Origin of the sequence: Lentzea jiangxiensis, assembly GCF_900104175.1 — a bacterium.
In the GTDB taxonomy this organism is placed as follows: Bacteria; Actinomycetota; Actinomycetes; order Mycobacteriales; family Pseudonocardiaceae; genus Lentzea; species Lentzea jiangxiensis.
Genome location: NZ_FNIX01000018.1, coordinates 125,807 through 150,416, shown reverse-complemented (window position 1 = coordinate 150,416; position 24,610 = coordinate 125,807). Strand labels below are relative to the sequence as shown.

Annotated in this window: 20 protein-coding genes; 6 read left to right on the top strand and 14 right to left on the bottom strand. The window is 68.6% G+C overall.

Going from position 1 to position 24,610, the window contains the following annotated elements:
• A partial coding sequence (locus BLQ91_RS32425) for a transposase (RefSeq protein ID WP_143022921.1) occupies nt 1–313 on the top strand: 313 nt, incomplete at its 5' end.
• Between the two features lie 214 nt (nt 314–527).
• Here BLQ91_RS32425 and BLQ91_RS32420 read toward each other — a convergent pair.
• A complete protein-coding gene (locus tag BLQ91_RS32420) occupies nt 528–1,601 on the bottom strand; it encodes a protein kinase domain-containing protein (protein ID WP_176960068.1) in 1,074 nt (357 codons plus the stop codon).
• A gap of 34 nt (nt 1,602–1,635) precedes the next feature.
• A complete protein-coding gene (locus BLQ91_RS32415) occupies nt 1,636–2,280 on the bottom strand; it encodes a DUF7019 family protein (RefSeq protein ID WP_090103071.1) in 645 nt (214 codons plus the stop codon).
• Nucleotides 2,281–2,361: 81 nt separating this feature from the next.
• Here BLQ91_RS32415 and BLQ91_RS32410 point away from each other — a divergent pair, with 81 nt between their 5' ends.
• The 4 genes from BLQ91_RS32410 to BLQ91_RS32395 all read left to right on the top strand — a co-directional run bounded on the left by BLQ91_RS32410 (nt 2,362) and on the right by BLQ91_RS32395 (nt 8,513).
• Nucleotides 2,362–2,988 (top strand): hypothetical protein, encoded by a 627-nt coding sequence (locus BLQ91_RS32410; protein ID WP_143022920.1) that lies wholly within the window; start codon nt 2,362–2,364, stop codon nt 2,986–2,988.
• A gap of 6 nt (nt 2,989–2,994) precedes the next feature.
• The gene (locus tag BLQ91_RS32405) at nt 2,995–6,258 is read left to right on the top strand and encodes a serine/threonine-protein kinase (RefSeq protein WP_090103067.1); all 3,264 of its coding nucleotides are present in this window, start codon (nt 2,995–2,997) and stop codon (nt 6,256–6,258) included.
• Nucleotides 6,259–6,535: 277 nt separating this feature from the next.
• A complete protein-coding gene (locus BLQ91_RS32400; protein ID WP_176960067.1) occupies nt 6,536–7,246 on the top strand; it encodes a cytochrome b5-like heme/steroid binding domain-containing protein in 711 nt (236 codons plus the stop codon).
• On the top strand, nt 7,239–8,513 hold the full coding sequence (locus tag BLQ91_RS32395) for a PrnB family protein (RefSeq protein WP_176960066.1): 1,275 nt from the start codon (nt 7,239–7,241) through the stop codon (nt 8,511–8,513). The genes BLQ91_RS32400 and BLQ91_RS32395 overlap by 8 nt, the downstream gene beginning before the upstream one ends.
• Nucleotides 8,514–8,671: 158 nt before the next feature.
• Here BLQ91_RS32395 and BLQ91_RS32390 read toward each other — a convergent pair whose 3' ends face one another.
• The 3 genes from BLQ91_RS32390 to BLQ91_RS32380 all read right to left on the bottom strand — a co-directional run bounded on the left by BLQ91_RS32390 (nt 8,672) and on the right by BLQ91_RS32380 (nt 12,890).
• Nucleotides 8,672–9,868, bottom strand: a complete 1,197-nt coding sequence (locus tag BLQ91_RS32390; RefSeq protein ID WP_090103059.1) for a cytochrome P450 family protein — start codon at nt 9,866–9,868, stop codon at nt 8,672–8,674.
• Between the two features lie 22 nt (nt 9,869–9,890).
• Nucleotides 9,891–11,534, bottom strand: coding sequence for an AMP-binding protein (locus BLQ91_RS32385; protein WP_090103057.1), 1,644 nt, complete (start codon nt 11,532–11,534; stop codon nt 9,891–9,893).
• Nucleotides 11,535–11,603: 69 nt separating this feature from the next.
• Nucleotides 11,604–12,890, bottom strand: coding sequence for a cytochrome P450 (locus BLQ91_RS32380; RefSeq protein WP_143022918.1), 1,287 nt, complete (start codon nt 12,888–12,890; stop codon nt 11,604–11,606).
• A gap of 859 nt (nt 12,891–13,749) precedes the next feature.
• Between BLQ91_RS32380 and BLQ91_RS32375 the strand changes: the two genes are divergently transcribed.
• Nucleotides 13,750–14,523: an IclR family transcriptional regulator gene (locus tag BLQ91_RS32375; RefSeq protein WP_176960065.1), complete on the top strand. Its 774-nt coding sequence runs from the start codon at nt 13,750–13,752 to the stop codon at nt 14,521–14,523.
• 139 nt (nt 14,524–14,662) lie between these two features.
• Here the strand turns inward: BLQ91_RS32375 and BLQ91_RS32370 are convergent, their stop codons facing one another.
• The 9 genes from BLQ91_RS32370 to mvk form a co-directional block, all read right to left on the bottom strand.
• Nucleotides 14,663–15,721, bottom strand: a complete 1,059-nt coding sequence (locus BLQ91_RS32370) for a terpene synthase family protein (protein WP_090103051.1) — start codon at nt 15,719–15,721, stop codon at nt 14,663–14,665.
• Between the two features lie 86 nt (nt 15,722–15,807).
• Entirely contained in the window at nt 15,808–16,836 is a 1,029-nt protein-coding gene (locus BLQ91_RS32365; RefSeq protein ID WP_143022916.1) for a polyprenyl synthetase family protein, read from the bottom strand.
• An 80-nt stretch (nt 16,837–16,916) separates the two neighbouring features.
• Nucleotides 16,917–17,984 (bottom strand): 3-oxoacyl-ACP synthase III family protein, encoded by a 1,068-nt coding sequence (locus BLQ91_RS32360; RefSeq protein WP_090103047.1) that lies wholly within the window; start codon nt 17,982–17,984, stop codon nt 16,917–16,919.
• Nucleotides 17,985–18,026: 42 nt separating this feature from the next.
• A complete protein-coding gene (locus BLQ91_RS32355) occupies nt 18,027–19,190 on the bottom strand; it encodes a hydroxymethylglutaryl-CoA synthase (RefSeq protein WP_090103045.1) in 1,164 nt (387 codons plus the stop codon).
• Entirely contained in the window at nt 19,187–20,248 is a 1,062-nt protein-coding gene (locus tag BLQ91_RS32350) for a hydroxymethylglutaryl-CoA reductase (RefSeq protein ID WP_143022915.1), read from the bottom strand. The genes BLQ91_RS32355 and BLQ91_RS32350 overlap by 4 nt, the downstream gene beginning before the upstream one ends.
• 18 nt (nt 20,249–20,266) lie before the next feature.
• Nucleotides 20,267–21,325, bottom strand: coding sequence for a type 2 isopentenyl-diphosphate Delta-isomerase (gene fni, locus BLQ91_RS32345; RefSeq protein ID WP_090103043.1), 1,059 nt, complete (start codon nt 21,323–21,325; stop codon nt 20,267–20,269).
• Nucleotides 21,315–22,403 (bottom strand): phosphomevalonate kinase, encoded by a 1,089-nt coding sequence (locus BLQ91_RS32340; protein WP_090103041.1) that lies wholly within the window; start codon nt 22,401–22,403, stop codon nt 21,315–21,317. Before BLQ91_RS32340 ends, fni begins: the two co-directional genes overlap by 11 nt.
• The gene (gene mvaD, locus BLQ91_RS32335; protein ID WP_245733978.1) at nt 22,400–23,383 is read right to left on the bottom strand and encodes a diphosphomevalonate decarboxylase; all 984 of its coding nucleotides are present in this window, start codon (nt 23,381–23,383) and stop codon (nt 22,400–22,402) included. The genes BLQ91_RS32340 and mvaD overlap by 4 nt, the downstream gene beginning before the upstream one ends.
• Nucleotides 23,373–24,341 carry a mevalonate kinase gene (gene mvk / locus BLQ91_RS32330; protein WP_090103111.1) on the bottom strand — a complete coding sequence of 323 codons (969 nt, stop codon included), beginning with the start codon at nt 24,339–24,341 and terminating at the stop codon, nt 23,373–23,375. Before mvk ends, mvaD begins: the two co-directional genes overlap by 11 nt.
• Nucleotides 24,342–24,610 lie beyond the last annotated feature (269 nt).

Here is a 24,610-nt window from a genome sequence, read left to right as displayed (position 1 = left end):
GGTGGCCGCGGACAAGGCGTATTCCTCCAAGGCCAACCGGGCTTATCTGCGTCGCCGGCGGATCACCGCGGTGATCCCGGAGAAGACCGACCAGCAAGCCAACCGGAAGAACAAGGGCTCGGCCGGAGGGCGACCGGTCTCCTTCGATCCCACGCTCTACAAACGGCGCAACACCGTTGAACGCTGCTTTCAGAAGATCAAGACATGGCGTGGCCTGGGCACACGCTATGACAAGTCACCACACAGCTACGAAGCCGGATTACGCCTGCGGGCAGCGGTCATGTGGTTGAGGACCCTGACCTCGACCACATGATCCAAACCTCAAACAGCTCCTAGTGTGCAGTCGACGTGAAGCAATAGTGCGGCTGACGAAGGTGTAGTCCCGTGGCTCAAGGACGGTCGCAGGTTGCCTTGCGTGGCGACCGCGCGATTCGGGTGGCAGCACCTGCTCGGCCTTGAACCGCACCGCGGTGACGCTCGTTGACGGCGCTACCGGAGTCCGTTCAGGCCGCTGGGGTTCGCGCGCCTCACCCAGTGTCGATCAGCATGTCTCGGAACCGCTCGGCGGACACCGGCCCGTTCTCGGTCAGCACCTCGTCGACAGCGGCAGCGAGACGAGCCGGCAGGTCGGGTTCACGTGCCCGGATCGGTACCGCCGGCTCGCGGAGCACCACGGCGACCGCATCGGCGCCTGCGGGGAAGTCGCGGGGTGTGGTGCCGGTCAGCATCCAGTAGAGCGTCGCCGCGCATGCCCACACGTCCACGGAGGGTGGGGCGTAGCGGTAGTTCAGGATCTGCGCGCGTGGCATGAAACCGAGGCTGCCGCCTACTTCGCCGGTGCGGGTGTGTTCGGAGAGACCGGCGGGGTCGAAGGCTTTGGCGAGCCCGAAGTCGGCCAGTCGTGCGACGCCTCCGTGCAGCAGGATGTTCTGCGGCTTGACGTCCCGGTGCACGATGCCTCGCGCTGACCGGGTGGTGCCGTCGGCGAGGCGGACGCCGGGCACGTCGGCGGAATGGGCGTGGGCCAGACCGGTCAGGACGTCGCGGATGATCCGGACTGCTTGCGCCACAGGTTGTTCGCCCAGCTCCTCGATGCTGCCGCCGTCGCAGTAGGAGCTCACGAGGAACGGTGCCGGCTCGGTACCCGCGTCGAGCAGCGGGACGATGTTCGGGTGCCGCAACGCTCGCATGGCCGTGACCTCGCGGATGAGGAGCGCCGCGGCCTGCGGCGTCATGTCGTGCAGCACCTTCACGGCCGCGGGTCCGCTGTTGTCGTGCCGGGCGAGGAACACCGTGCCCTGAGCTCCGCGTCCGAGTTCCTTTTCGAGCGTGTAGCCGGCGAACTCGGCGGGCGTCACGGCGATCCGCACGATCGTCGAACCGATGCGGACCTCGTCGCCGTCGGCGAGGTCGTGCTCGTCCACCGGGACGCCGTTGACGTGGGTGCCGTGGCGGCTGCCCAGGTCGTGCACGCGGACGGCGGGAGGTGCGATGGTGAAGCGGCAGTGCCGGCGGGAGGCGTTGACGTCCTCGATCCGCAGCGCGCAGCTCGGATCGCGGCCCGCCACCACCGTTCGAGGAGCCAGGTGCACTTGCCGCACCCCATCGACCTTCAGGTGGACTATCCAGCGCACGTCAGTCCACGAGTGCCACGTACAGCGGCGAACCGAGCAGCACCGTGTCGCCGCCCGCGCTTTTCCCGTGCAGCAGCCGCCGGGCGACGAACTCCATGTTCTGGGCGGGTCCTCGCAGGTCGGTGGTCGTCCGGCGGACGGCTTCGAGCGCTTCGGCGTTCCCGTCGTACTTCTCGGTGAGCACGGCCGCGACCTCCGGTGCCTTGACGATGCCGTCCAGCAAGGACGGCAGCATCGACCGGCTGATCAGCGGGTCCTGTTCGCCCTGGGGAGGAGCGCCGAACACGTGGGCGCGTGAACCGCCGAGGCCGAGCACGGTCTGTCCGGTGCGTCCGCCGAAGTACACGAGTGACAGGCCGTCCGCGCCGACCAACGGTCCCCACGTCAGCGGCAGCATGCCCCAGAAGAACTGGCCCGGTTCGTCCACCGAACCCAGGTCGCCGAAGTCGGTCAGGTACCGCACGACGCGCTCGAGCCGCGCCGTGCGGTCGGCGCCCACCACGGCTTCCGCACCGCGCTTGCCCTTGAGGAACTTCAGGTCCACCGCCAGCTCGGACGTGCGCTTGCGCGTCGCGGCGGGGTCGATCTGCTGCAACAGCATGTCCACCTTGCTGTCGCTGATGTAGACGAAGTACTGGAACGACATCCAACCCCCTCGGTGCGCCTCGGCATGATCGTCTCACCGATGTCCACCCATCGCTCCGGTGTTCTTGCCATCATGTGTGCGGTGACCCTGCCGATCTTCATGAGCACCGTGCGCCAGGAGGTGGGCAACCTCCTGCGGGCAGGCGCGATCCTGCACCCCGTGATGGACGAGGACGCCCATTTCCGGTACGGCCGAGTCTGCGCCGCCCAGTTCGTCGACCTCGCCCTGCGTCGCCACCTGTGGTTCTCGTACGGCGGCACGCACGTCGGCCCGAGGGGGCTGCAGGTCACGCGGCACCCCGACCCGCTGGACAGCCCGGACCCCGACGAGCAGCTCCTGCTGAACGTCGTGTTCGAGGGGACCGGCACCACGTCGATCGTCCGGCCGCGCCCGCTGGAGTGGTGGAACGGCCCGGCGAAGCAGGCGAGCGACGGGTTGAAGGCGGACGGGCTCGGGATGCTGCGCCGCCGTCGATACCGGGTGTTGCGACTGCTGCGCGAGCTGCGAACGGACATGCGCCTGATCGCGAGGAGCAGTGAGCAGAGCTGGGACAGCGCACCGGACGTCTTCCGCGCCGGGTGCTCGTTCGCGGTGTTGTTCAACATCGACACCGCCGTCCCGCACTGGCCCATGCCACCCGAGGAGGAGTTGTTCGTGCCCTCGATGCTGTCGGCGGCGTTCAACCTCGCCCTCGACATCGCCACCTGAGCAGCCGTGGACGAGCACACCCTGGACGGCGACCCGCCCGCGCTCCTCGTCGAGTGGAACGTGGGCGACCGGGTGCTGGACCAGTACGAGATCACCGGTGTGCACCCCGGTGGCATGGGCGTGGTCTACCGGGCCAGGCACCTCGGCTGGGACGTCGACGTGGCGATCAAACGGCCGCGGCCGGAGCTCTTCCGCACGCCCGCGAACCGCGACAGGTTCGCCCGCGAGGCGCGGACGTGGGTCGACATCGGGCTGCATCCGCATGTCTGCAACTGCCACTACGTGCGCACGATAGACGGCGTGCCCGCTGTCGTCGCCGAGTACGTCCACGGTGGCAGCCTCGCGGACTGGATCCGCGATCGCCGCCTGTACGCGGGGTCCGAGCGGGAGGTCTTCGCCCGGATTGCGGACCTGGCCGTTCAGGCGGCTTGGGGACTTGCCCACGCGCACGCGCTCGGCGTGGTCCACCGCGACGTGAAGCCGGCGAACATCCTGGTCGGTGACGACGTGAAGATCACCGACTTCGGGCTGGCCGGTGCGGCGACCGGTTCCTACCGGGGCACCAGGCAGTACGCGTCACCGGAACAGGCAGCCGGGAAGACCACCGGGACGCGCAGCGATGTCTGGAGCTTCGCGGTGAGCGTCCTGGAATTGGCGACCGGTGACGTCACCTGGCTCGCGGGTCCCGCTGCGGGGGGCGCGTTGGCAGGTCTGGACCTGCCGCGTGGGCTTGCCGGACTGCTCGGGTCGTGCCTGGAGTGGGAGCCCGCGAACCGGCCTGGTGACATGGCCGAGGTGGCGACCGCGCTGATCGAGCTGCACGAAGCCGGGGCAGGCCCGTTCCGCAGACTCCCGCCTTCCGCGGCTGTGCTCCGCGCGGACGAGTTGAACAACCGCGCGCTGTCGGTGCTGGACCTCGGCCACACCGCGGACGCCGTGCACCTGCTGGACGAGGCGTTGAAGGCTGACCCGCGCCACCCGGAAGCGACCTACAACGCCGGTGTGCTGCGGTGGCGGATCGGCAAGACCACCGACGACGCGGTGCTCACCGATCTGGAGGCGACGGACCCGTCACGGGCCCGGCCTCTGATCGACCTGGTGCGAGCCGAACGCGGTGACGCGCCACCGGATCGCACCGTCCACATAGGATCGAGGCGGAACGCTGCCCCTGTGCTCGTGACGCCGGACGGAAAGCTGCTGCTGGGGGACGGTGCGGGGGCGGTGCGCGTGATCGAGGTGGCGACCGGCGCGTGCGTGCGCGTCCTGGCCGGTGAGGGCGAGGAGATCGATAAGATCGCGGTCAGCTCCGACGGCCGGCAGGTGATCGCTGCGAGCAAGACCTGGAAAGCGGCGCTGTGGGACCTGGCCGGCGGCCGTCCACTGCTGCGGAAGAGCAGTTGGGGCAGGACGCACGACGCGTTCCACCTCGAGCTGTCCGCCGAGGCCAAGACCATCATGACCACCAGGCTCCTCGGCGACCTCAAGACGGTGCGGGTCCAGCGCCTGGACAGCAGACGGCCGGCGCGCAGGCTCACCGCCCCCTCAGGCGTGACCGCGCTGCGGATGACCGCGGACGGCCGGCACGCGCTCGTGGGCCAGAACGACGGAACGGTGCGGGCATGGGATCTCACCACCGGCACCGCGATGTTCACGCTCGAAGGACACACCGGGCCGGTGAACATGATCGAGATCGGTGCTCACCACGTGGTCACCGCGGCCGGGGGTTCCATCGGGGCCACCGATCGCACGGCACGGCTGTGGGATCTCCGCACGGGCCGGTGCACACACGTGCTGAACGGCCACACCGGTTCGCTCACCTCGATCAGCGTGACCCCGGACGGGCGGCTGGCCCTGACCGGGAGCGGCGACCGGACGGCAAGGTTGTGGGACCTTTCCACCGGTGCCTGCCTGCAGGTGTTCACCGGCCACACCGACATCGTCTGGTCGGTCGCGCTGCCGCGGGACAACCCCCGGCTGGCGTTGACCACGGAGTTGCACGGTGTCGTGCGGGTGTGGGAGATCGAGACCGGCCGCTGCCTGCGCACGATCACCGATGGAGTGCGGTTCGAGGACAACGCCCTGCTCACCGCGGACGAGCGGACGCTGGTGCATGCCGGTCGCACCGAGGTCCGCCTCTGGCGGATCGGCGCGTGGGTGCCGAGTCCGTTGCGGCACGCCCGGTCCCGTGCCGCCGCCGAGTTGCTGACGGTGTCCCAGGAGGCCGACGACCTGCTCGCACGCGCCGAGCGGGAACCGGAACGGGCGCACGACCTGCTCCGCCGGGCGAGAGACCTGCCTGGGCACGAGAGGTCGGCGCGGTTGATGGAAGCGTGGCGGAAGCTGGCGTCAGCGCGGCGGGAGTTCCGCACCGCGTGGCCGAGCGAGGGCATGGACGGTGGCGAGAGCCCGTTGACGGGCATCTGCGCGACGTCCGATGGCCGAGTCCTGTCCGTCGGTCATGACGACAACGCGGTCTGGGTGTGGGACTTGTCGTCGCGTCGCCGGGTCGCCACGCTGGCCGGGCACACGGAACGCGTCCGCTCGGTGTGTGCGAGCGGGTCCTACGTGGCGGCGACCGCGGACGACGGCACTACGCGTGTGTGGCGATCCGGCGAACTCGAGCACGTGCTGCGCGGCCACCACGGTCCGGTTCGCAGTGTGTGCGCAACGTCTGATGGCAAACTCCTGGTGACGGGGGGCGAAGACTCGACAGCGCGCGTCTGGGACCTGAACTCCGGACGGCCGGTGCACGTCCTTCGGGGTCACACCGGTGCAATCGCCGCCGTTCTCCCCACGCCGGACGGACGTTTCTGCGTGACGGTCGGCATGCGGGACAGGTCGGTGCGCGAGTGGGACCTGCTGTCCGGCCGGTTCACCCGCTTTCTCGAGACCTACCCTTCGCAGTCGCTGTACTCGGCGAGCATCACGCCAGAAGGTCACCTCCTCACCGTCGGGGTTCCTTCGCGGCAGGGCGTGCGGGTGCGTGACATGGCGTCGCTCGAACTCGTCCGCACCCTCGGCCGCGACACCAGTTCGACCATGTCCCACATCTGCACGAGCCCGGACGGCGAGATCGCACTGGTGGTGGAGTCAGCCGGCGTGATCGGGGTCTGGGAGGTTGCCACCGGCCGGTTCCGGGGTCACATCGAGGGGACGACCGGGGCGACGGACGCTGTCTGCTTCACGCCCGACGGCAACCACGTCCTCGTCGCCGGTGATGACGGCCGAATCAGGGCGTGGGACGTCGACTGGGAGCTGATCCAGCGCTGACGCGCGCATGGCATCACGCGCTGCGTGCAGGTACTTCGCTTTGTCGTCGAGACTGGTCGGCACGCTGGCGGACCCATCAGCAATTCGCCGCGCAAGCGCTGTGTTCCACGGCTTGGAAAAGTGACTTGACCGCGCGGTGTTCCCGTGTTCTGGAACCAGTCTTGAGCGGATCGCGGGTGTTTCGTTCAATGTAGGTGATCCTGGTTCGGACAGGTGTCGAGTCCCAAACCACATTCACTGTGCTTGGAGCATCAGCGTGGACCGAAGTGCCATGTCAATGGAGGATGTCTTCGAAAGGTCGGACACGTCGTGTCCGCTGGTCGTGGTGGACGCTCAAGTTCTCGACCTGACCGAATTTCTGCGCGCGCATCCCGGTGGGTCGGCGGTGTTGCTCGCGAACCTGGGGCGAAACGCGTCCGCGGATTTTCACCACGTGTCGGCGCACGCACGTCCCGGCGTCCGGCGCAAGCTGCAACAGCTCGCCGTCGCCGAGGTCGACACTGTTCCGTTGCCCACCGCATGGGTGTCGCTCGGTGAGCTGTTCGACCACGTCAGGCTGGTGCGCAACTCCTTCGCGGTCCAGCTCAGTCCTGAGCGGGATCCCGTTCAGGACCTGATCTACCTCGGTCAGTCCTACCACCACCTCCTGGACGACCACCTCCGCGCCTTCGTCGAGGGATTCTCCGCGCTGCTCGGACGGACTGCGGACCCGGCGTTGCTGAGGCGGTTGGATGAACTCTCAAGCGATGCCCAATCTCGTGTGGAGGACTCGTTGGCGAAATCCGACGCATCCGCTACTGCATCGTTAGCGCGATGGGTGCAGCAGCACTGCATCGTCCTGTTGGACGATTCGGTCGCTCGCACTTCCGCCGCTGTACGTGCGCTCCGCACGTCCTGCATCGAATCGGCGGCTCGCGTCGAGGAAATCATGTCGGTGATCGAGGCTTGGATCAACAAGAGTGACGAGGCGAAGCGCGATGATGCCTGAACCGGATTCGCTCGCCCAGCACGTCGTCACCTGTTCCGCGGATTCGGCCCGGAACTTGGACGGCGACATCACCGTCGACCACGGGTTCCTGCCCCGGGCAGTGGCGAGCCCGCCGTTGACCGGTCAGCACGCGGCTTGGGAACAGGTGGCCGCGCGGCTGCCCGAACTCGCCTTCGCCAAGCACGCCCAAGCCGTCATCGCAGATCTGCCGCCGCTGGCCGCAGGCCCGGAGGACCTTCCCGACGACCAGGTCAAGCGGGCGGCAACCGTGCTGGGTCTGTTGGCTCATTCCTACTGGCGGTTCGGCGTCGCGCGCATGTACGTGTCCCGCAACCGCGACATCCCGGATCAGCTGCCTCCGGCGATCAAGCAGCCGTGGCAGGAGGTGTGCCGCCGGCTCGGGCGGGACAGCGCGGGACTCACCCTTGAGGACTGGGTGTTCAACAACGTCACCTTCAGTCGTCCTGGCCTGGTGGGGCCCGCTGGTGAGTACCGGGTCGAGGATGCGGTCATCGAGAACCTGCGTCCTTCTGTCCCGGTCTACGGCAACCAGGCCGAGCAGGTGTTCACCTCGGCCTTCTTCGAGATCAACGCTGCGGCAACGCCGATGGTGCGGGAGCTGTGCCGCTTGGAGCAGGTGATGCGAGAGGGCGGCCCGGGCGCGCACGAGGAGGTCTGCCGGATCCTGCTGGTCGCGGCCGAGTGCGCCCGGCGGGCGACGAAGTCCTTTCGCCGAGTGAGTCCGCGCAGTGACAGCACGACTTTCTGCGACCCGGTCGACTGGGCCAAGACCCTTGTCACCTGGACGGTTCCGCCACCCGGTTACCCCACAGGACCGAGTGGCTCCGCCACACCGCTGGTGCACTTGTTCGACGCGTTGATCGGACGCACGCAATACGATTCGACGCTGGGCGTGTTCGCCCAGGAGTTGCGCGGCAGCCAGCTGCCGCAGAAGCACCGGTTCTTCTTCGACCTGGTCCGCGACCTCGACCTGCGTGGTTACGTGGCAGGCCTGTCGAAGGCAGCACCGGCACGGTATGCCGCGGTCGTGGAAGCGTTCAACGAGGCCGTCTCCGCCTTCGCGGGAGACTCCGGCTTCCTGGGCGTGCACAAGGGAAAAGTGGTCAACTACCTCGGCGTGGGAACGATCGTCGGGCGCAACCAGTCGACCGCGCACGACCAGACCTTCATCGCGGATGCGACGTGGACCGAGATGGCCGGCAAACTGCAACACGCGCGGGATGAGCGCACAGGGCTCGCAATCTGAACCCGTCGACGTCTCCCTGAGTCCGCGCTCGGGAAAGGAACCGGCGACACGCCAGCCATGCCGCGACAGCTGGCGTGCGCCGTTCACCGTCAGTCCGGGGAGCCTGACATCCAGCTCACCTCAGAGCTTTCCGGCGATCGCGATCGCTCCCGCGACCCTCACCGCGCTGCGCCGGTCAGCAAGACGGGTACGCGTTCAGGAACCCGCGGACCGATGCCCCCGACCCAGACCCACTTCTCGAACGGCAGCTCGAGCTGCAGGTCGGGGAACCGGCTGAACAGCCCGCGCAAAGCCGCGACCGTCTCGATGCGCGCGAGGTGGCCGCCAGGACAACGGTGCACTCCGCCGCCGAAGGAAAGGTGTCCCTGCCGATACCCGGGGTTGACCGTGCGGTTCGCGGCCGGGATCAGCACCAGGATCGCGTCGCCTGGTGCGACGGAGTGGCCGGCGAGATCCATCGGCTCGGTGGCGAACCGCCAGCCGGTGAAGGGGATGGGCGGTTGTTCGCGAAGCAGGGACTCGACCACGGCGTCAGCGTCGCCGTGCAGCAGTTCGGTACGCGCGTGGCTGTCGGCTTGGACCAGTGCGACACCACGGGAGATGAGTGCGATCACCGGATCGGCAGCGGCGATGGTCAGCAGCGCGAGGTTCGACATGGCCTCCCGCTTGCGCAGCCTGCCGTCCCGCTGGGCAATGAGCAGATCTCCCAGCAGATCGTCGCGGCCCTCCTTCGACGAACCCTCGTCCAGTGCGCCGTTCAACGCCTGGACGAGCAGGGGATAGGCCTCCACCATGTCCGGAGCTTCCGGGTGCTGAGGCCCGAACAGTTTGCTGCCATGAGTGACGATGGCTCGTGCGAAGTCCGCTCTTACCCCGAAGAGTCGTCCGATCACGTCCGTGACGAGGGGAACCGCGAAGTCCTCGATCAGGTCGGCCGTGTCGTTGCGGGCGATCGTGTCGAGGCGGTGGTGCACGAAAGCCTCGACCATCGGCTGTGCGGTGGCCAGGGCAGAAGCGGACAGCCGCCTGCCGATGACGCGTCGGATGCGCACGTGGTCATCGCCGTCGAGGTTCATGATCGTGCGACCCCCTACGGAAGCGAAGTCGTCCGGCACGCGCCGAGAGCCGACGGGGTGGCCGTACCGCGCCACTCGCATCGGGTCCTTCACCAGCCGAGGGTCGCGCAGGGTGCGTTCGGCGAGCTCGCGTTCGGTGATCAACCACGCCGGCACCTCGCCCGGGAGCGAGATGCGGTGTACGGGGCCGCTGTCGGCGAGTTCGTCGAAGACCGCCGGATGAGGAGAGGTGGTGTAGTCGCTCGTGTGCAGCGGACACCGTGCAGCTTGCGTCGTCATCGGCCCGACTCCCTACCCTGCTTCACGATCCGGTCAGCCGGCGGAACAGCCGCGAGGTGAGCCTGCGTTGCCACTTGCCACTGGTCGTGCGTGGCAACGTGTTGCGCGGCACCGCGTGCACGTCCACCGCGCCGAGGTCCAGACGTGCTGACACAAGGCCCCGGACTCTGGTGCTCAGCTCGGCGTCGGTTGCCGGATCGGTCGTCTCGAGCACCACGACGACGCGTTCTCGATCGGTGTCGGCGAACGCGACACAGCGACCGAGTTCCGGCGGCAGCACTGTGCGCGCGACGTCCTCGACATCTTCGGCGTAGAAGTTGCGGCCCGCCACGATGATCATGTCTTTGCGCCTGCCGGTCACGTAGAGCTCTCCTGCGACCCGCACACCCAGGTCACCGGTCTGCAGCCACCCGTCGCGGAACGCGGTCGCGGTCGCGTCGGGGTCGTCCCAGTAGCCGGTCATCAGCGAGGGCCCGCGCAGCGCGATCTCGCCCACGGAGCCGTCCGCGACCTCCGTGCCGTCGTCGTCGAGCAACCTCAGCTCCATACCGGGCACGGGCCGGCCCACCGACACGAGTCCGATCCCGTCCGGGGAGCCGTCCGGCACGCGAACGGCTGCTCGCCGATCTCCGAGCGATTCGCGGTCGAGCCACAACGTCCGAGCGGGTGCACCGGGCTTCGGGCAGGCGACCGACAACGTCGCCTCGGCCATGCCGTACACGGGGAACAGCACGCCGGGGGAGAGGTGAGCGGGTGCCAGAGCGGCCGAAAAACGAGCAACAGTACTCGGCTTCACGGGTTCGCCACCGTTGAGCGCCAGCCGCCACCTGCTCAGGTCGAGGCCGTCGAGCAGCCCGTCGTCGTAGGCCGTCGCGATGCGGTCGTAGGCGAAGTTGGGGCCGCCGAACGCAGTGGCGCCGACAGCGCTCATGTGCTCGACGACCTGGCGCGGCCTGCGGATGAAGTGCCACGGCGAGAACAGGTGCAGCTCATAACCCGACCACAGTCCGAAAAGGATCGTGATGAGACCGAAGTCGTGGAACACGGGTACCCAGGACACGAATATGTCTCCCGCGGCGACGCTGCTCGCGGCCGCGGTCGACGCGAAACAGGCGAGCACGGCCGAATGGGACAGCACGACCCCCTTTGGCCGGGAGGTGCTGCCTGACGTGAACTGGACGACAGCGGGGGACTCCGATCGCGCGGTAGACGCGACTCTCGGCTTCGGTGTGCAGTCGCTGACACGGACGACGCGCAGCGCTGGATGTCGCGCGACGAGGTGTTCGGCCACATCGACCTGGCTGTCCGTGACGACGACGTGGGTCAGCAGCTCCGCCACGGGGCCGAGCGCGGCGGCGACGGTCTCGGGGGCGGTCGGCATCGGCGGCACCGGCAGCACGGTGATCGCTCCGCCGGCGGCCCAGACGCCGAACACGGCAGGCAGGAAGCCCGGCTCGGTACCGGACAGGACTCCGACGACGGAGCCCTCCTCGGCACCTGCCCGCAGGAGTTCTTCGGCGACGCCCCATGCCAGTGCCGGCACGTCCGCATGGCACATCTGGTGACCGGTGCCGGGGAAGTGGACGAGCACGCCACCGTGTTCGTCGTCGAGGTGGTCGATCAGTTCGGCGAGGGTGGACGCGGCAGCACGGCCGTGACTGGGCATGCGAGGATTCCCGATCTGCGCGATGTTCGGAGGGTCTTCCGGGCTCGGCACCGTGTCCCGGCTTCCTGTTCAGCTGTGCAATTGGACGGGGACGCATCTCGGTCCCCGAGGCCCGAAACCCCCTCGCCAGGTCAGCTCGGTGCTGGGGATCTCCAGCCGCATGCCGGGGAACGCGCGGAACAGGGCGGGCAGTGCCGCCGCGGCCAGCCGTCGTGCGAGCGACTGGCCGGGGCAGCGGTGCGCGCCGTCCCCGAACGCGAGGTTCCTCCGGGCCCTCAGCTCGGCTGCGGACCGGTCGTCTGGAGCCGCCGGAGCGGTGGAGGACCGAGTTCGTGCAGCGGGCTCGCTGTTCGCCGTGGCGATGAGGACCATCACGGCGTCGCCTGCGCGAACCTGCTGTCCGGCGATCTCCATCGTCTCCGTGGCGAAGCGCCAGCTCGTGAACGGAATGGGAGGCTGCTGGTAGAGCAGGTCCTCGACGACCGCCATGGGGTCGCCGGTGAGCATCGCGTCGCGCCTGAGCGGGTCGTCGTGCAGCACGACCACGGAGTGGCCCAGCATCTTCACCGGGCCGCCGGTCGCCGCGATCATCACCATGGCCAGGTTGGACGCGGCTTCCCGCCTGCTCACGAGCCCGTCGCGCACCGCACACGCGAGGCCTTCCAGGAGGTCGTTCGCACCCGCCACGGCGGAACCCTCCGCGACAGCCCGAGCCGCGGCACCGGTGACCTGCTGGTACGCGTCGATCATCGCGGGCGTGGTGGGGTCGTCCGGACCGAACAACAACGCCCCTCCGGTCATGATGATCTCGTTGAGCTCCGGCCGGACGCCGATGATCCGGCCGATGACGTCGTTGACGAGAGGTACGGCGAAGTCCGCGACGAGATCGGCGGTCTCCTCGGTGGCGAGTGCGTCGACGTGGTGACGAACCGTCTCGGCCAGCACGGTTTGCTTGCGGACGACGGCGCTGTCGACGAGGTACCTGGTGATCATCCGTCGGACTCGCGCGTGGTCGGCTCCGTCGAGGTTCATCAACTGGCGTCCGCTCACCGCGGTGAAGTCCTCCGGCACGCGTCGACGGCCGATGGCCTGTCCGTGGCGCGCGACGCTCAGCGGGTCCTTCGCCAGCCTCGGATCGCGCAGCGCGGCTTCAGCCTCGGCGCGCCGCGTGATGAGCCAGGCAGGAGCCTCACCGGGGAGCACGACGTGGTGGATCGGGCCGAGCGCGGCCAGTTCGGTGAAGATCGAGGGGACTGCCGCGCGGTGGTAGTCCTCTGACTCGAGGGGCCGGAACGAGCTTCCCGCCGGCACGACCGGGGCGCCGGACGAGTGGGCAGGACAGCTGTGGGTGGACATGTGGTTGCCTCTCGCGGCAGGAACGCGGGTCTCGCGCAGGCTCGACTGCGGGAACCGTAAGCGGCTCCCACCCCGACAGCAACGAGGAGTTCCGGAGGCTGGACCCCTGTCTTCACCCGCAGCGTCAACGCTTCGAAACGACTTCGGCGTACTCGATGAGCCACGCCGGCCACCTTTCCTGGGCTGGTGGCAGGTCTGCCGGTTGTTTTACGCCAAATGATCGTTCCCACGCGTGTGGCTTCTGAAGATCGCCCTCGTTGACCCGGTACAAAAACCGGGACTTGTTTCGCTGCGGAGTGAAGTGCGCGTTCTCTTCTTGCGATGCCGGGGAACACCACAGGTCCGCACTGGTGACGACTGTGTGGCAATGATCAACGGCTTTTGCGAAGCGGTGATGATCTGTCGTCTGGAGATGGTGAGCTGACATCGGCAACATGCTTGACGATGCAACAAATGGGTGAACTGAGCGGTTTTGCTGCCCTGTTTGTCACAACCGGAAGGGTCTGCCCGGTCCTATTGCCGAGCCTCCAGGAAGGAAGCGAACTGTTGGTGTCAGCAACGTCCAAGACCTGCCCTCGCGTTCGGGCCGTAGCGCGCAGCAGCGTGCGCCGGCACGAGTTCGACGTTCTCGCGACCACTTCTCCGGTCATTTGGGTAGAGATAAAGTCTGCCCGATTTGCGGGTTGTGCACCGATTTCGGTTTGTGCACCTCGAAGCATGCGGGAAAACGGGTTGCTTGCCTTTCGTTGTGCGACTCGGAGGATCGACGTGCCTCTTTGGTCGATCAGTCGCCCCGGTGCAGGTTCGTCCACTGTGGATGAATTGCGCCGGGAACCTGCGACGAGATGACCGGTTCACCGTGAGCCAGTTCCGAGCCGTTACTGATGCAAATCTCAACCGGAGGTGCGCCGTGGATACACAACTGCCACAGTCGATCGGCAAGGCCTTGTTGGTCCTGTCCACCCTGACGCAGTCGGGGAGGTCGATGCGGCTCACCGAGTTGAGCATGCGAACGGGGCTTGCCAAATCGACCACTCACCGCATGCTGACCGCGCTCACCTCTTCCGGGCTGGTCGTGCGAGTGGGCAACCACTACCTGCCGCAGCACGTCTCGGCGGTTCCATCGCCCACACCCGACTCGCGGTGCGGCACACTGCGCCGGTTGGCGCCGTTCCTCGGCGACCTGTTGCTCCGGACCGGTATGACAGCAGGTCTCGCGGTGCTCGACGGGACGAACGTGAACTTCATGTACCGCGTCTACAGCCACGGCGACGTGCGGAGTTCGAGCGACGACACGGGCAGCTTGCCGGCCCATCTGTCGACCGCAGGGCGGCTGCTGCTGGCGTATGACCGGCCGGCGGCACGCACTTTGATCTCGAAGCTGGGCCTCGACATCTGTGCGGAGGCGGAGCTGGGCCACGCCCTCGATCGAATCCGGCAGGCCGGTCTGGCCGAGTCGAGAAGCGAGCGGTCCGGCACCCTGTGCCTCGCCGCGCCCGTGCGGTTGCCGGGCCGCCCGGTGGTCGCGTTCACGATCCGGGGCAAGAGCGGACAGGTCGACCGCACCCAGGCCCAGCATTGGCTGCGTCGCGTGTCGGAAACCGCGATGCGGGCGATGCTGACGGCGGCATGATCTCGTCGCCCTGGTCCGCCGGGCTCCGTGGACACCGGCCTCGCCGGTGCGGGAAGACGCCCGGCGGGCCGTGAGGACGGTGTACGTGGCATCGCCGTGTACACCGTCCCCTTGCACGGAAACAGCTCGAGAGCCGGGGTCAAGCAGTTGCGGGACCAGCGGTGAGGCCTTCCGCCCACCACCACGCGATGCCGACCGGCGGAGTCTGCATCCGGACGTCGCACTCACGTTCTTCGGAAACGGCGACGGTGGGACGGTCCGGACGGCGGTAGCGCGCGGTGTTGGCGCTCCAGTCGAGGTTGCCGCGGATCCAAGCGGACAGCCCGTCGAAGTACCGCCGGGTTCCCGGCGAGACCAACGGCTCCATCGCGTCTCGCAGGTCGACGTAGCGGTCCAGCACGGCGTCGCGCAAGGCGATGGCCGTGCGCAGCGCCTCTTCCGCGATGACGCCGTACTGGTTGGCGATGACGTCGATGAAGTTGATTTTGTCGTCGCTGCGTTCGTGTTCCTTGTAATAGGACGCGATGTCGTTGTCGTAGCCGACCAACGCGCAGGCCATCTCGGTGAGCGCCCGGACGGCGGGCAGGTCGATCTCCGCCGCGGGCACTTCGTAGCCCGCGGCGATGTCCAGCGTCATCGCGCAGACTTCCATGCTGCCGTTGCGGATGCGCGCCACCGCGTACTGGTCGAGCGTCGGCGTGGTGCCGGTGCTGCGGTGGGCGGCCTCCCAGACCTGGTAGCCCAGGTAGTCTTTCATGGTGCGCGTCCAGCGAGCGGCTTGTGCCGAGTTGGCGAGCAGGTCCAGCCGTCGGCGCAGATCGGCGAGCGCTCGCGCCAACGGGCTGGACGACGTGGTGTCTCCCGTCTCCACGATCCGGCCCATTTCGGCCACCAGGATCGCCATGGACGCCGGGTCGTGGCTGTAGCGGCCCTCGTCGCAGTAGGCGTCGTCGAACGCGAACAACCACATCAGGCTGTCCGTGGAGAACTGGGCACCCGGCGGATCCGCCACGTCCGGCAGCGTGCGGCCGGCGAGTTCGCCGGCGATGATGGCACCCAGCCGGCCCGTCTCGCGTTGCTCGTCGTCCAGTTCGAAGCTTTCGAGCCAGGTGATGGTGTTCCGCTCCCACTGCTGCCAGTGGGGGTGGATGCCCGCTGGAATCGGGCACCAGAGCACGGTCGTGTCGTTGACGGTCATGTCGCTCCAACTTGCGGTCGAACAGACGGGCTGGGCTGGGGAAGAGGTCGTGCTGTCGGGTGGAACAGGGACGGAGCGCCGGGACCTCACCGGTTCCGGTTGACCATCTGGGCGGCCAGTGTCCGCAGCTCTTCGATCCCACCGTTGTGTTCGTCCAGGGCGTCCAAGTGGCGCAGCGCGAGCCCGTAGCTGCGCTTCGCCTCCGTTTCCGTCCGCTCCTTGCCGCCGGCGTCTGCGACCAGCCTGACGGCGTGCGGCAGCAGGTCGGAGGTGATCGCTTTGGTCCGGTACAGCTCGGCGAGCTCGTCTCCCGCGGCCGTACCGGATTCCACCGCGGCCAGAACCGGCATGCTCTTCTTGTAGCGCAGCAGATCCGCACCAGCGGGCTTGCCCGTGACGGCAGGGTCTCCGAAGATGCCGAGCACGTCGTCGACCAGCTGGAACGCGAGCCCCACGTGGTGCCCGAACCGGCCCAGCGCGGTCACCTCGGCGGGCAGCGCTCCACCCGCCATCGCGCCGAGCACGCACGAGTTCGCCAGAAGAGCCGCGGTCTTGCCCCCCGCCATCTCCAGGTACTCCGAGGTCGACACGTGCAGCCTCTGCTCGAAGAGCATGTCCTGGTACTGGCCCACGCAAAGAGCGATGACAGCCGCGTTCAACTCCCCGCACAGTTCCGCTGAGTCGCGGTGCCGGGTGAGCACCTGGGACGCCAGCGCCAGCATGGCGTCCCCGAGCAGTACGGCATAGGGCACGCCGAACTGCGCCCAGACGGTGGGCCGGCCTCGACGAGTCCGATCGGCGTCCAGCACGTCGTCGTGCACCAACGAGAAGTTGTGCACCAGTTCGACCGCGACAGCCGCACGTACCGCCGTGTCGGGCACTTCGCCGCTGACCGCGCGAGCGGCACTCAATGCGAACGCCGGGCGAACCATCTTGCCCTGAACACCGGCGATGGGATTGCGGTCACCATCCCACCAGCCGAAGTGGAACCCCGCGCCGATGCTCAGCGAATCGGGTAGCAGGGCGACGGCCGCGCGCAGCGGACCGTCGATCCGGTCGGCGCTTCGGCGGAGTACGCCGGGACCCGAAACCACACTGCTGTCGGTCGTAGTCACTCGAACCTGCCTTCACTCGCGGCGTCCTGGCAGCCGCGTCTTGGGACGGTGTGAAAGGGGAGAGGGTCGACCCGGCGGTCTCATCGCGGTGAGATCAGCGCCGGCTCTGCCTCGTACCGGGATGGGTTCGAGGCGGGTGGTTCCACGGCGTGCCGGGTCGCTGCCCAGCTGAGCAGCGTTGTGCCGATCGACATGCCGCCACCGAAACCGCACAGGAGGACGAAGTCGTTCTCGGCGATCGAACCGTTGCGGTGCGCCAGGTCCAATGTGATCGGGATGGATGCCGATCCGGTGTTGCCGTAGTTCTCGAGCGAGAGATGACACGTGGCATCGGGCAAACCCAGTGTGGGCCACACGTCGCTGAGCATCGTGCCGTTGGCCTGGTGCGGCACGAAGTGCCGGATGTCCTGCGGCGCGACGAACAAGTCCTGCAACAGAGTTGCCACCTCGTGGCCGAGGCCGTTCTCGACGAAATCGCGGACCGCGCGGCCCTTCATCGTGAAGTAGTGCTGCCGGTTGGCCACGGTGTCGGCGGACGCCGGTTGCCTGCTGCCTCCCGCCGGCACGCCGATCAGCTGGTGTTGATCTCCGCGGGTGGTGAGCCGGGTGCCGAGCACGCCCTGGCCGGCCGCGACCGGACCCAGCAGCACCGCACCCGCTCCGTCGCCGAACAGGATCGCGGTGCCGCGATCGGAGTGGTCGAGGATGCGCGAGTAGATGTCGGCACCGATGACGAGTGCGTACCCGTGGTGGTGATCGCGCAGCAAGCCGTTCGCGACGGACAGGGCGAAGACGAAGCCGCTGCAGACGGAGTTCACGTCGAAGGACGCCGCGTTGCAGGCACTGATCAGGTGCTGGACGATGCTGGCGGTCGCGGGCTGCGGGTGGTCCGGCGTGGATGTCGCGACGACGAGGTAGGACACCTGGTCCGGTCTGACGCCGGCTTGGGCGAGTGCGGCATTCGCGGCCGCGGCGGCCAGGTCGGAGGTCGCCTCGTGTGCTGCCGCGCGCCGACGAGAACGGATCCGGGTCTTCCGCGTGATCCACTCGTCGGTGACTCCGGCCGCCGCGGCGACTTCCGCGTTGCAGACCGATCGGGCAGGCAGGTAGCTGCCGGTCCCGACCACGCCGATGGGTTGGTGGCGCATGATGTTCCGCTCTCTCGGTTCGATGGTCCCCTGGTCGTGGTCTCAGCGGTGCTCGTAGAGGCGCTTGTGACCGGACAGCCCGGCGAAGCGGAACGGGCCGGTGGTCTGCCGCGGCGTGAGGTGGTGCCCGCCGTCCTGGGGCAGTGCCTGTTCGTGCAGGTCGCGGTAGGTGGCGTGGTCGATCTGGCGCCGTCGGCCGACGATCGTGCGGTGGGCGTCGGTGCGCACGTGTTCGAGGTAGCCGGGGACGACGGTGCCGCAGAAGAACTCGGCGACGCAGCCGGAGCCGTAGCTGGCGAAGCCGATCGGCTGGTCGGTGAGGTCGCCCGCGTGGTCGAGCAGGGACGCGAGGGCCACGTACATCGAGGCCGTGTAGGAGTTGCCCAGTACCTCGTTGTACGCCGTCGTCAGCCGCAGCATCGTGGTCATCCGGTCTTCGTCGGCGTCGTGACCGGTGGTGCTGAACAGGTGCCGGTGCGCTTTGAACGCCATCTTCGTGAAGGGCTGATGGTAGCAGAACGCGGCGAACTCGCGCAGCGCGCGGCCGCCCTGCTCGGTGTAGTCCTTCCACGTGCCCTCCAGCGACTGCAGGTAGGCCGCGACGGACTCCTGGCCGGCGACGAGCGCGGTGCTGCGGTAGTTGGGGCGCCAGAAGTCCATGACGTCGGCGGTGTGCAGGCCGGAGGGGTCCTCCAGGCGGATCAGCGCGGGATCCGCGCCGACCAGCATGGCGACCGCCGCGGCGCCCTGGGTGGCCTCGCCGGGGCTGTCGAGCTCGTAGCGCGAGACGTCGGTGGCGATCACGAGGACCTGCTGCGACGGGTCCCGGTGCACGAGCCCGATGGCGAACTGCAGCGCCGCGGTGCCCGAGTAGCAGGCCTGCTTCAGCTCGACGACCCTCGTCGACGGCGGCAGGTTCAGCAGGGAGTGGACGTAGATGCCGGCTGCTTTGGACTGGTCGATCGACGTCTCGGTGGCCAGGAGCACGGTTCTGATCCGGTCCGCACCCCAGCGCCGCACGACGGGTGCCGCCGCTGCCGCCGCCATGGTGACGATGTCCTCGTCCGCGGCCGGGATGCTCATCGACCGTTGTCCGATGCCCACGTGGTACTTGCCGATGTCGGTGCCGGTGTGCGCGGCCAGTTCGGTGTGCGGCAGCACGAACTCCGTGGTGGCGAAGGAGAGGTCGTGGATTCCGATGTTCATGACTGGCTTCCGATCTTCTCGCCTGATCGTTCGAGGTGGACGTGGGCGCGCATCAGCTCGCCGGGGTTGGTCTGCGCCGCGAGGAGGGAGAGCTCGCCGCACAGCACGGTCGCGGCGGCCAGCACGGCGAGCCTGCGCGCATTGGCGCCGGGTTCGCGGTCGGCGCGGCAGCCCAGCCTCGTCAGGTTCGTCTCCACGAACGGGAGGTCCTTGCCGTTGCCGACGGTGCCGACGATGAGGTTCGGGATGGTGCAGGAGAAGTAGAGATCGCCGTCGAGGTCCTCCGAGACGGTGACGCCCTGCGAGCCCTCGATGATGTTCGCCGCGTCCTGCCCGGTCGCGAGGTAGAACGCCAGCAGCATGTTGGCGTAGTGCGCGTTGGCCGACCGGATGCCGCCCGCGAGCAGTGTGCCGATCAGGTTCTTGCGCACGTTCAGTTCCGCGATCTTCTTGGCGGTGGTGTGCAGCCGGTCGCGGACGACGTCGCGCGGCAGTGTCAGTTCGGCGACGACGTTCTTGCCGCGGCCGAGGATGCCGTTGATCGCGGTGGCCTTCTTGTCGGTGCAGTAGTTGGCCGAGATCGATCCGTAGCTGATGCCGGGCAGGGTCTGGAGCAGGTGGGTCAGGAGCCGGTCGGCGGCCAGTGTCGCCATGTTGTGCCCGGAGGCGTCGCCGGTGGTGAACTCGAACCGCAGGAACAGCAGGTTGGCGGTGATCTCGTGGCGGATCGCCACCAGTTCGGCGAAACGGCTGCACGTGCGGACGATGTCGCGCAGCTCGGCGAACCTCGCGTCGATCTGCCGGGCGGTGGTGTAGGCGGTCTGCGCGTCGGTGGCCTCGATGAGGACCGAGCGGGTCATCCGTTCGTCGACCAGCGTCGCCACGATCCCTTCGGGGACCATCGTCGAGAGGCGGGCGCCGCGCCGCACCGAGGGCCACAGCGGCGACTCGTAGGTGGCGAGGGGGACCTGGGTCTCGACGGAGGCGACGTTGCCGGTGACGCGCAGAGGCCCCACCCACCTCATCGGAACGCCGGCGATCGCGTGCTCTTCGGTCATCTGGTGGTTCTCCTGTTCCTACGGCACAGTGGGGAACGGGCGTGCGAAGCGGTGGACGTCGATTCCGCGATCGGTGCAGAACTCGCGCAGTCCGCCTCGGATGCGGACCTCGCAGCGGGCGAGGTCGGCGGGCGTGCGGGCGCCGAGCACGGTCATGATCGACGCGATCTGGTCGAGCCACGTCGTGATCTTCGTGATCAGCGCGCCCGGCCCGTCGTCGAGCAACGTCTTGAGGAACGTTCCGGCGACGCCGACCGCGCTGGCGCCGAGCGCCAGCCCGCGCACGACGTCGAGCGGGTGCCGCACACCCCCTGAGGCGAACAGCGGGAGCCCGACGTCGGATGCGTCCAGCAGGCAGGCCGGCGCGGACTGACCCCAGCCGTCGACGAAGCCGTAGTCACCGCTCGAGCGCCTGCCGTTCTCGATCCGCGCGAAGTTCGTGCCACCGCGGCCACCGACGTCCGCGACGGTCACGCCCATCTTGCGCAGGCACAGCACGGTCTCCCGGCTGAGCCCGAAACCGACCTCCTTCACGAACACCGGGACACCGGCGCCTTCGACGATCTCCTCGATCCGTGCCCCCCACGCCCTGAACGACCGATCGCCTTCCGGCATGACGATCTCCTGCACGGCGTTGAGGTGGATCTGCAGCGCGTCCGCCTCCAGCAGGTCGACGGCCCGCCGGGCCTGCACGGCCGTCGCGTTCGCGTTGACGTTCGCCATCAGGAACCCGTGCGGGTTCTCGTCGCGCAGCACGCGGAACGTGCCCGCCGTCGACGGATCCTTGAGGAACGCGCTCATCGACCCGCTGGCGATGGGGACACCGGTCTCCCTCGCGACGATGGCCAGGTCTCGGTTGATGTCACCGGTTTTGGCGCTTCCGCCTGTCATCGCGTTGACGTAGAGCGGGACATCCCAGCCGATGCCGGCGAAACCGGTGGCGAGCGACACGTCCGCCTGGTCGATCCCGGCCAGGGCGTGGTGGAGGAACGTGACGTCGTCGAACTCGTTGGCGTCGTCGGGCCGGTGCTGCGCGGCGGCGAGCCGGACGTGGTCGTTCTTGCGGTCAGCGATCACCTGCGTGGGTCCTTTCCGTTGCGGCGGCGTGGATCGGCAGCGGGACGACGCCTGCGGCGTGCCACCGGGCCCGCAGGCGGCCGAGAGCGTTGTCCTCCGGTTCGAGCAGGGCGATCCCGCAATCACCACCGCCCGCGCCCGACGGCTTGCCGGCTCCGCCCGCCGCCTCTGCCGCGTCGCACATCGCAACCAGGCCATCGGTGAAGATGCCCAGCCCTGCCTGTGCGTCGACGTGGGCCAGGAGTCGCCGCGCGAAGCGGATCTCCTTGAGCACCGTGTGGTCGTCCCCCCGCTCCAACGCGTCCGCCAGCGCGATGACGCAGGCGTCGCTGCAGCGCACGAACTCGCCGTGCGCGGCACCGCCGCGCCAGCCCCGCACCGAGCCACTGGACACCCGGTCCGAAGTGGACGCGGGCCTGCCGGTCCACCCGACTGCCATCGTGAGCTCGCGCGGGGACTCCAGCCTCCGCACCTCGAAACCAGGCCACGGCGCTTCCAGCGCGTGCCGGACTCCCTTGTCGTGCACCAGCTCGAGCACGACAGCGCGATCCGGTGCGCGGTAGAGGATCCAACCGCCCCAGGTGCTCGCCGCGAGATCCCCTCCGGACGCACGCGGATCGATCCGGGCGGAAGCCAGCAGCGCCAGGCGGAAGCGCTCCTCGGTGCAGAGCGACACCCCGCAGTGCGCGAGCACGGCGTCGATCGTCGCCACGGTGACCGCTCCGCTGGAACCCAGGCCGAACTTCACGCCTCCGGAGTGCAGTCCACTGCGAATGGAGAGCCGGATGCGCGGCAGAGCGAGGCCCCATTCGCTCAGGAGCGCGTCCACCGCCTCGACCGCGGAGATCACGTGCCGCGGCTCGGCGTTCACCGGAAACCCACTCGCCGTGCGCGACAGGCGCACCACCTCGTCCGACAGGTCCGAGACGATCACCAGGTCGTCGTCCGCCGGCGTGACACCGACGGTGACCTCCCTGTCGACCGAGACCAGGACGGCGGGAGATCCCGGTTCCAGCACCGCGTACTCGCCGGCGACGAACAGCTTTCCCGGGGCGCTGCGGACCGTGGCCCTGGTCATGGCGCCACCAGCAGCCTGGCAGCGGGTCCGGCACCGGCCACCGCCGTGGGGCAGCCCGCCGCCGCGTGCACGGCCTCGGCGACCGCGTCGGCGTCGGCCCGGCGACACAGGACCTTGACGTTCGGCCCGGCGTCCATCGTGGCGTACGCGGAGATCCCGGCTCGCCTGAGCGCGAGCACCGCGTCGAGCGCGGAGACCGTGGCGGGGGCGAAGTACCGCACGGCCGGGCGCGCCGCCAGCATCGTGGCGTGCATCCCCAGCGCGTTGCGCTCGGTGATCTCGCCGACGGCATCGAGGTCCGCGCGCTCCACCGCGGCCCGCATCTCCTTCAGGTCGGCCGGGGCGGAGTCGGCCCACGGCCGGAACAACGGCGACGTCTCCACCGTCCGCCGCATGGCGTCCCGGCTGTTCACCGACTTGTGGGCGGTGTCCACCAGCGCGACCACCATCACCGGGTCGAAACCCGGCGACTCGACCGGTTCCGCGTAGGAGCTCTCGTCGTCGTGACCCGCGTGCCACAGCGCGAAACCGCCGAAAACACTGCGCGACGCCGACCCGGAGCCCCGCCTGGCGAGCCGCGACAACGCGGTCGCGTCCAGCTCCACCCCGCAGGCCGAGGAGGCCGCGAGCGCCAGCGCGGCGAACCCGCTGGACGAGGAGGCCAACCCGGCACCGGTCGGCACCGTGTTCTCGCTGTCCACCAGCGCTTTCCCGGTACGGCCCGTCCGCGTGCGGACCAGGTCGAGGAACGCGGTGACGCGCTGGCGGGGCACCCCGGTCACGGGCGCGCCGTTCAGCACTACCTCGTCGTCGCCCGGCTCGGCGACGAAACGGACGCTGGTGGTGGTGTAGAAGGCGTCGAGGGTCATCGAGAGGCTGCTGGTCCACGGGATCACCAGTTCCGCGTCCCGCTTGCCCCAGTACTTGACCAGAGCGACGTTGACGTGCGCTACCGCGGTCGCCCGCGTTTCACCGTTCACGGCTGGAGAACCTCCCCACCGGCACGGTCCACGTGCGCAGCGCACCCGCATCGCACAGCGATCGGCTTACGGCCAAGGCGATCTCCGCTGTGCCCGCCAGGGCGATGAGGCAACCGCCGAGGCCGCTTCCGCTGAGCTTCGCCCCTGCCGCTCCCGCCGACATCGCCGCGTCCGCCATCGAGTCGAGCACAGGAGTGCTCAGTTCCAGTTCGCGCAACGCCTTGTGGCATTCGATCATGGACTCGCCGAATCGGCCGACGTCGGTGACGTCCGCAGTGGACGATCGGATCAGGCCGGTGACCGTGTTCACGAATCGCTCGCGTCGGCCGGGCCGTTCCGCGAAGGTCTTGGCCACCAGTCGAACGGCCTCCTCGGTGTGCCCGGGAACCCCGCTGTCCGCGATCACGAAGTAGCCGTCGAACCCGAGCCGCACCGCACGTGCGGCACCGTTCTGGAACAGCAGGGGGCCAGAGGCGCCCGTGGTGATCGCGTCGACGCCGCTTGCCCGTCCGTGAGCGATGTTCTCCGCGACCTGGACGAGTTCGTACACCTCGCTCTGACCGAATTCGCGGCCGGCCAGATCGGCCAGTGCGAGCACGACCGCCCGTGCACACGCGGCACTGGAACCCAGGCCTCGTCCCGCCGGGATCTCGCTCTGCAGCAGTACTTCCACGCGTCCGCGGGAGTCGTCGGCCAGTATTCCCGCGATCCGCAGCAGTCCGGGAGAGTGGTGCGGCACGATCCCGGCCGAGCTGCGCACCAGGAAGGAGGGCGGCCCCGCTTCGGCGTACCGTGCGGCGCGCGCGGTCACGGTCAACAGCGGTACGGGGATGGCAAGAGCGGGCGAGCCGTACAGGACGGCGTGCTCGCCGAGCAAGATCGCTTTGGCGTGAGCGCGGCCGAACCCTGACGCGACCTGCGCTGTCGCGGCCGGGCTTTCGGGCGTCAGAAGTTCCATCGACAGTCCTACCTCACTGGCACAGCACGGTGCCGGCTGAACGCGAACGGAGAAGTCGTCATCAGCGACGATCGAAGTGCGTTGACGCGGTGGCGAACCAACCCACCGGTCCGTTCGGGGAACTGGAACCGGTGGCGATCGGGGCGGTCCGCTCACAAGCGGACTTCTCCGGGTGGTGTCTCCTTCAAGACGTTCGCGGTCGGTGTCGACACAGCGTTGCTCAGCCGCGACAGCAGGACCAGGTGTTGTTCCAACGACAGGGACTTTTA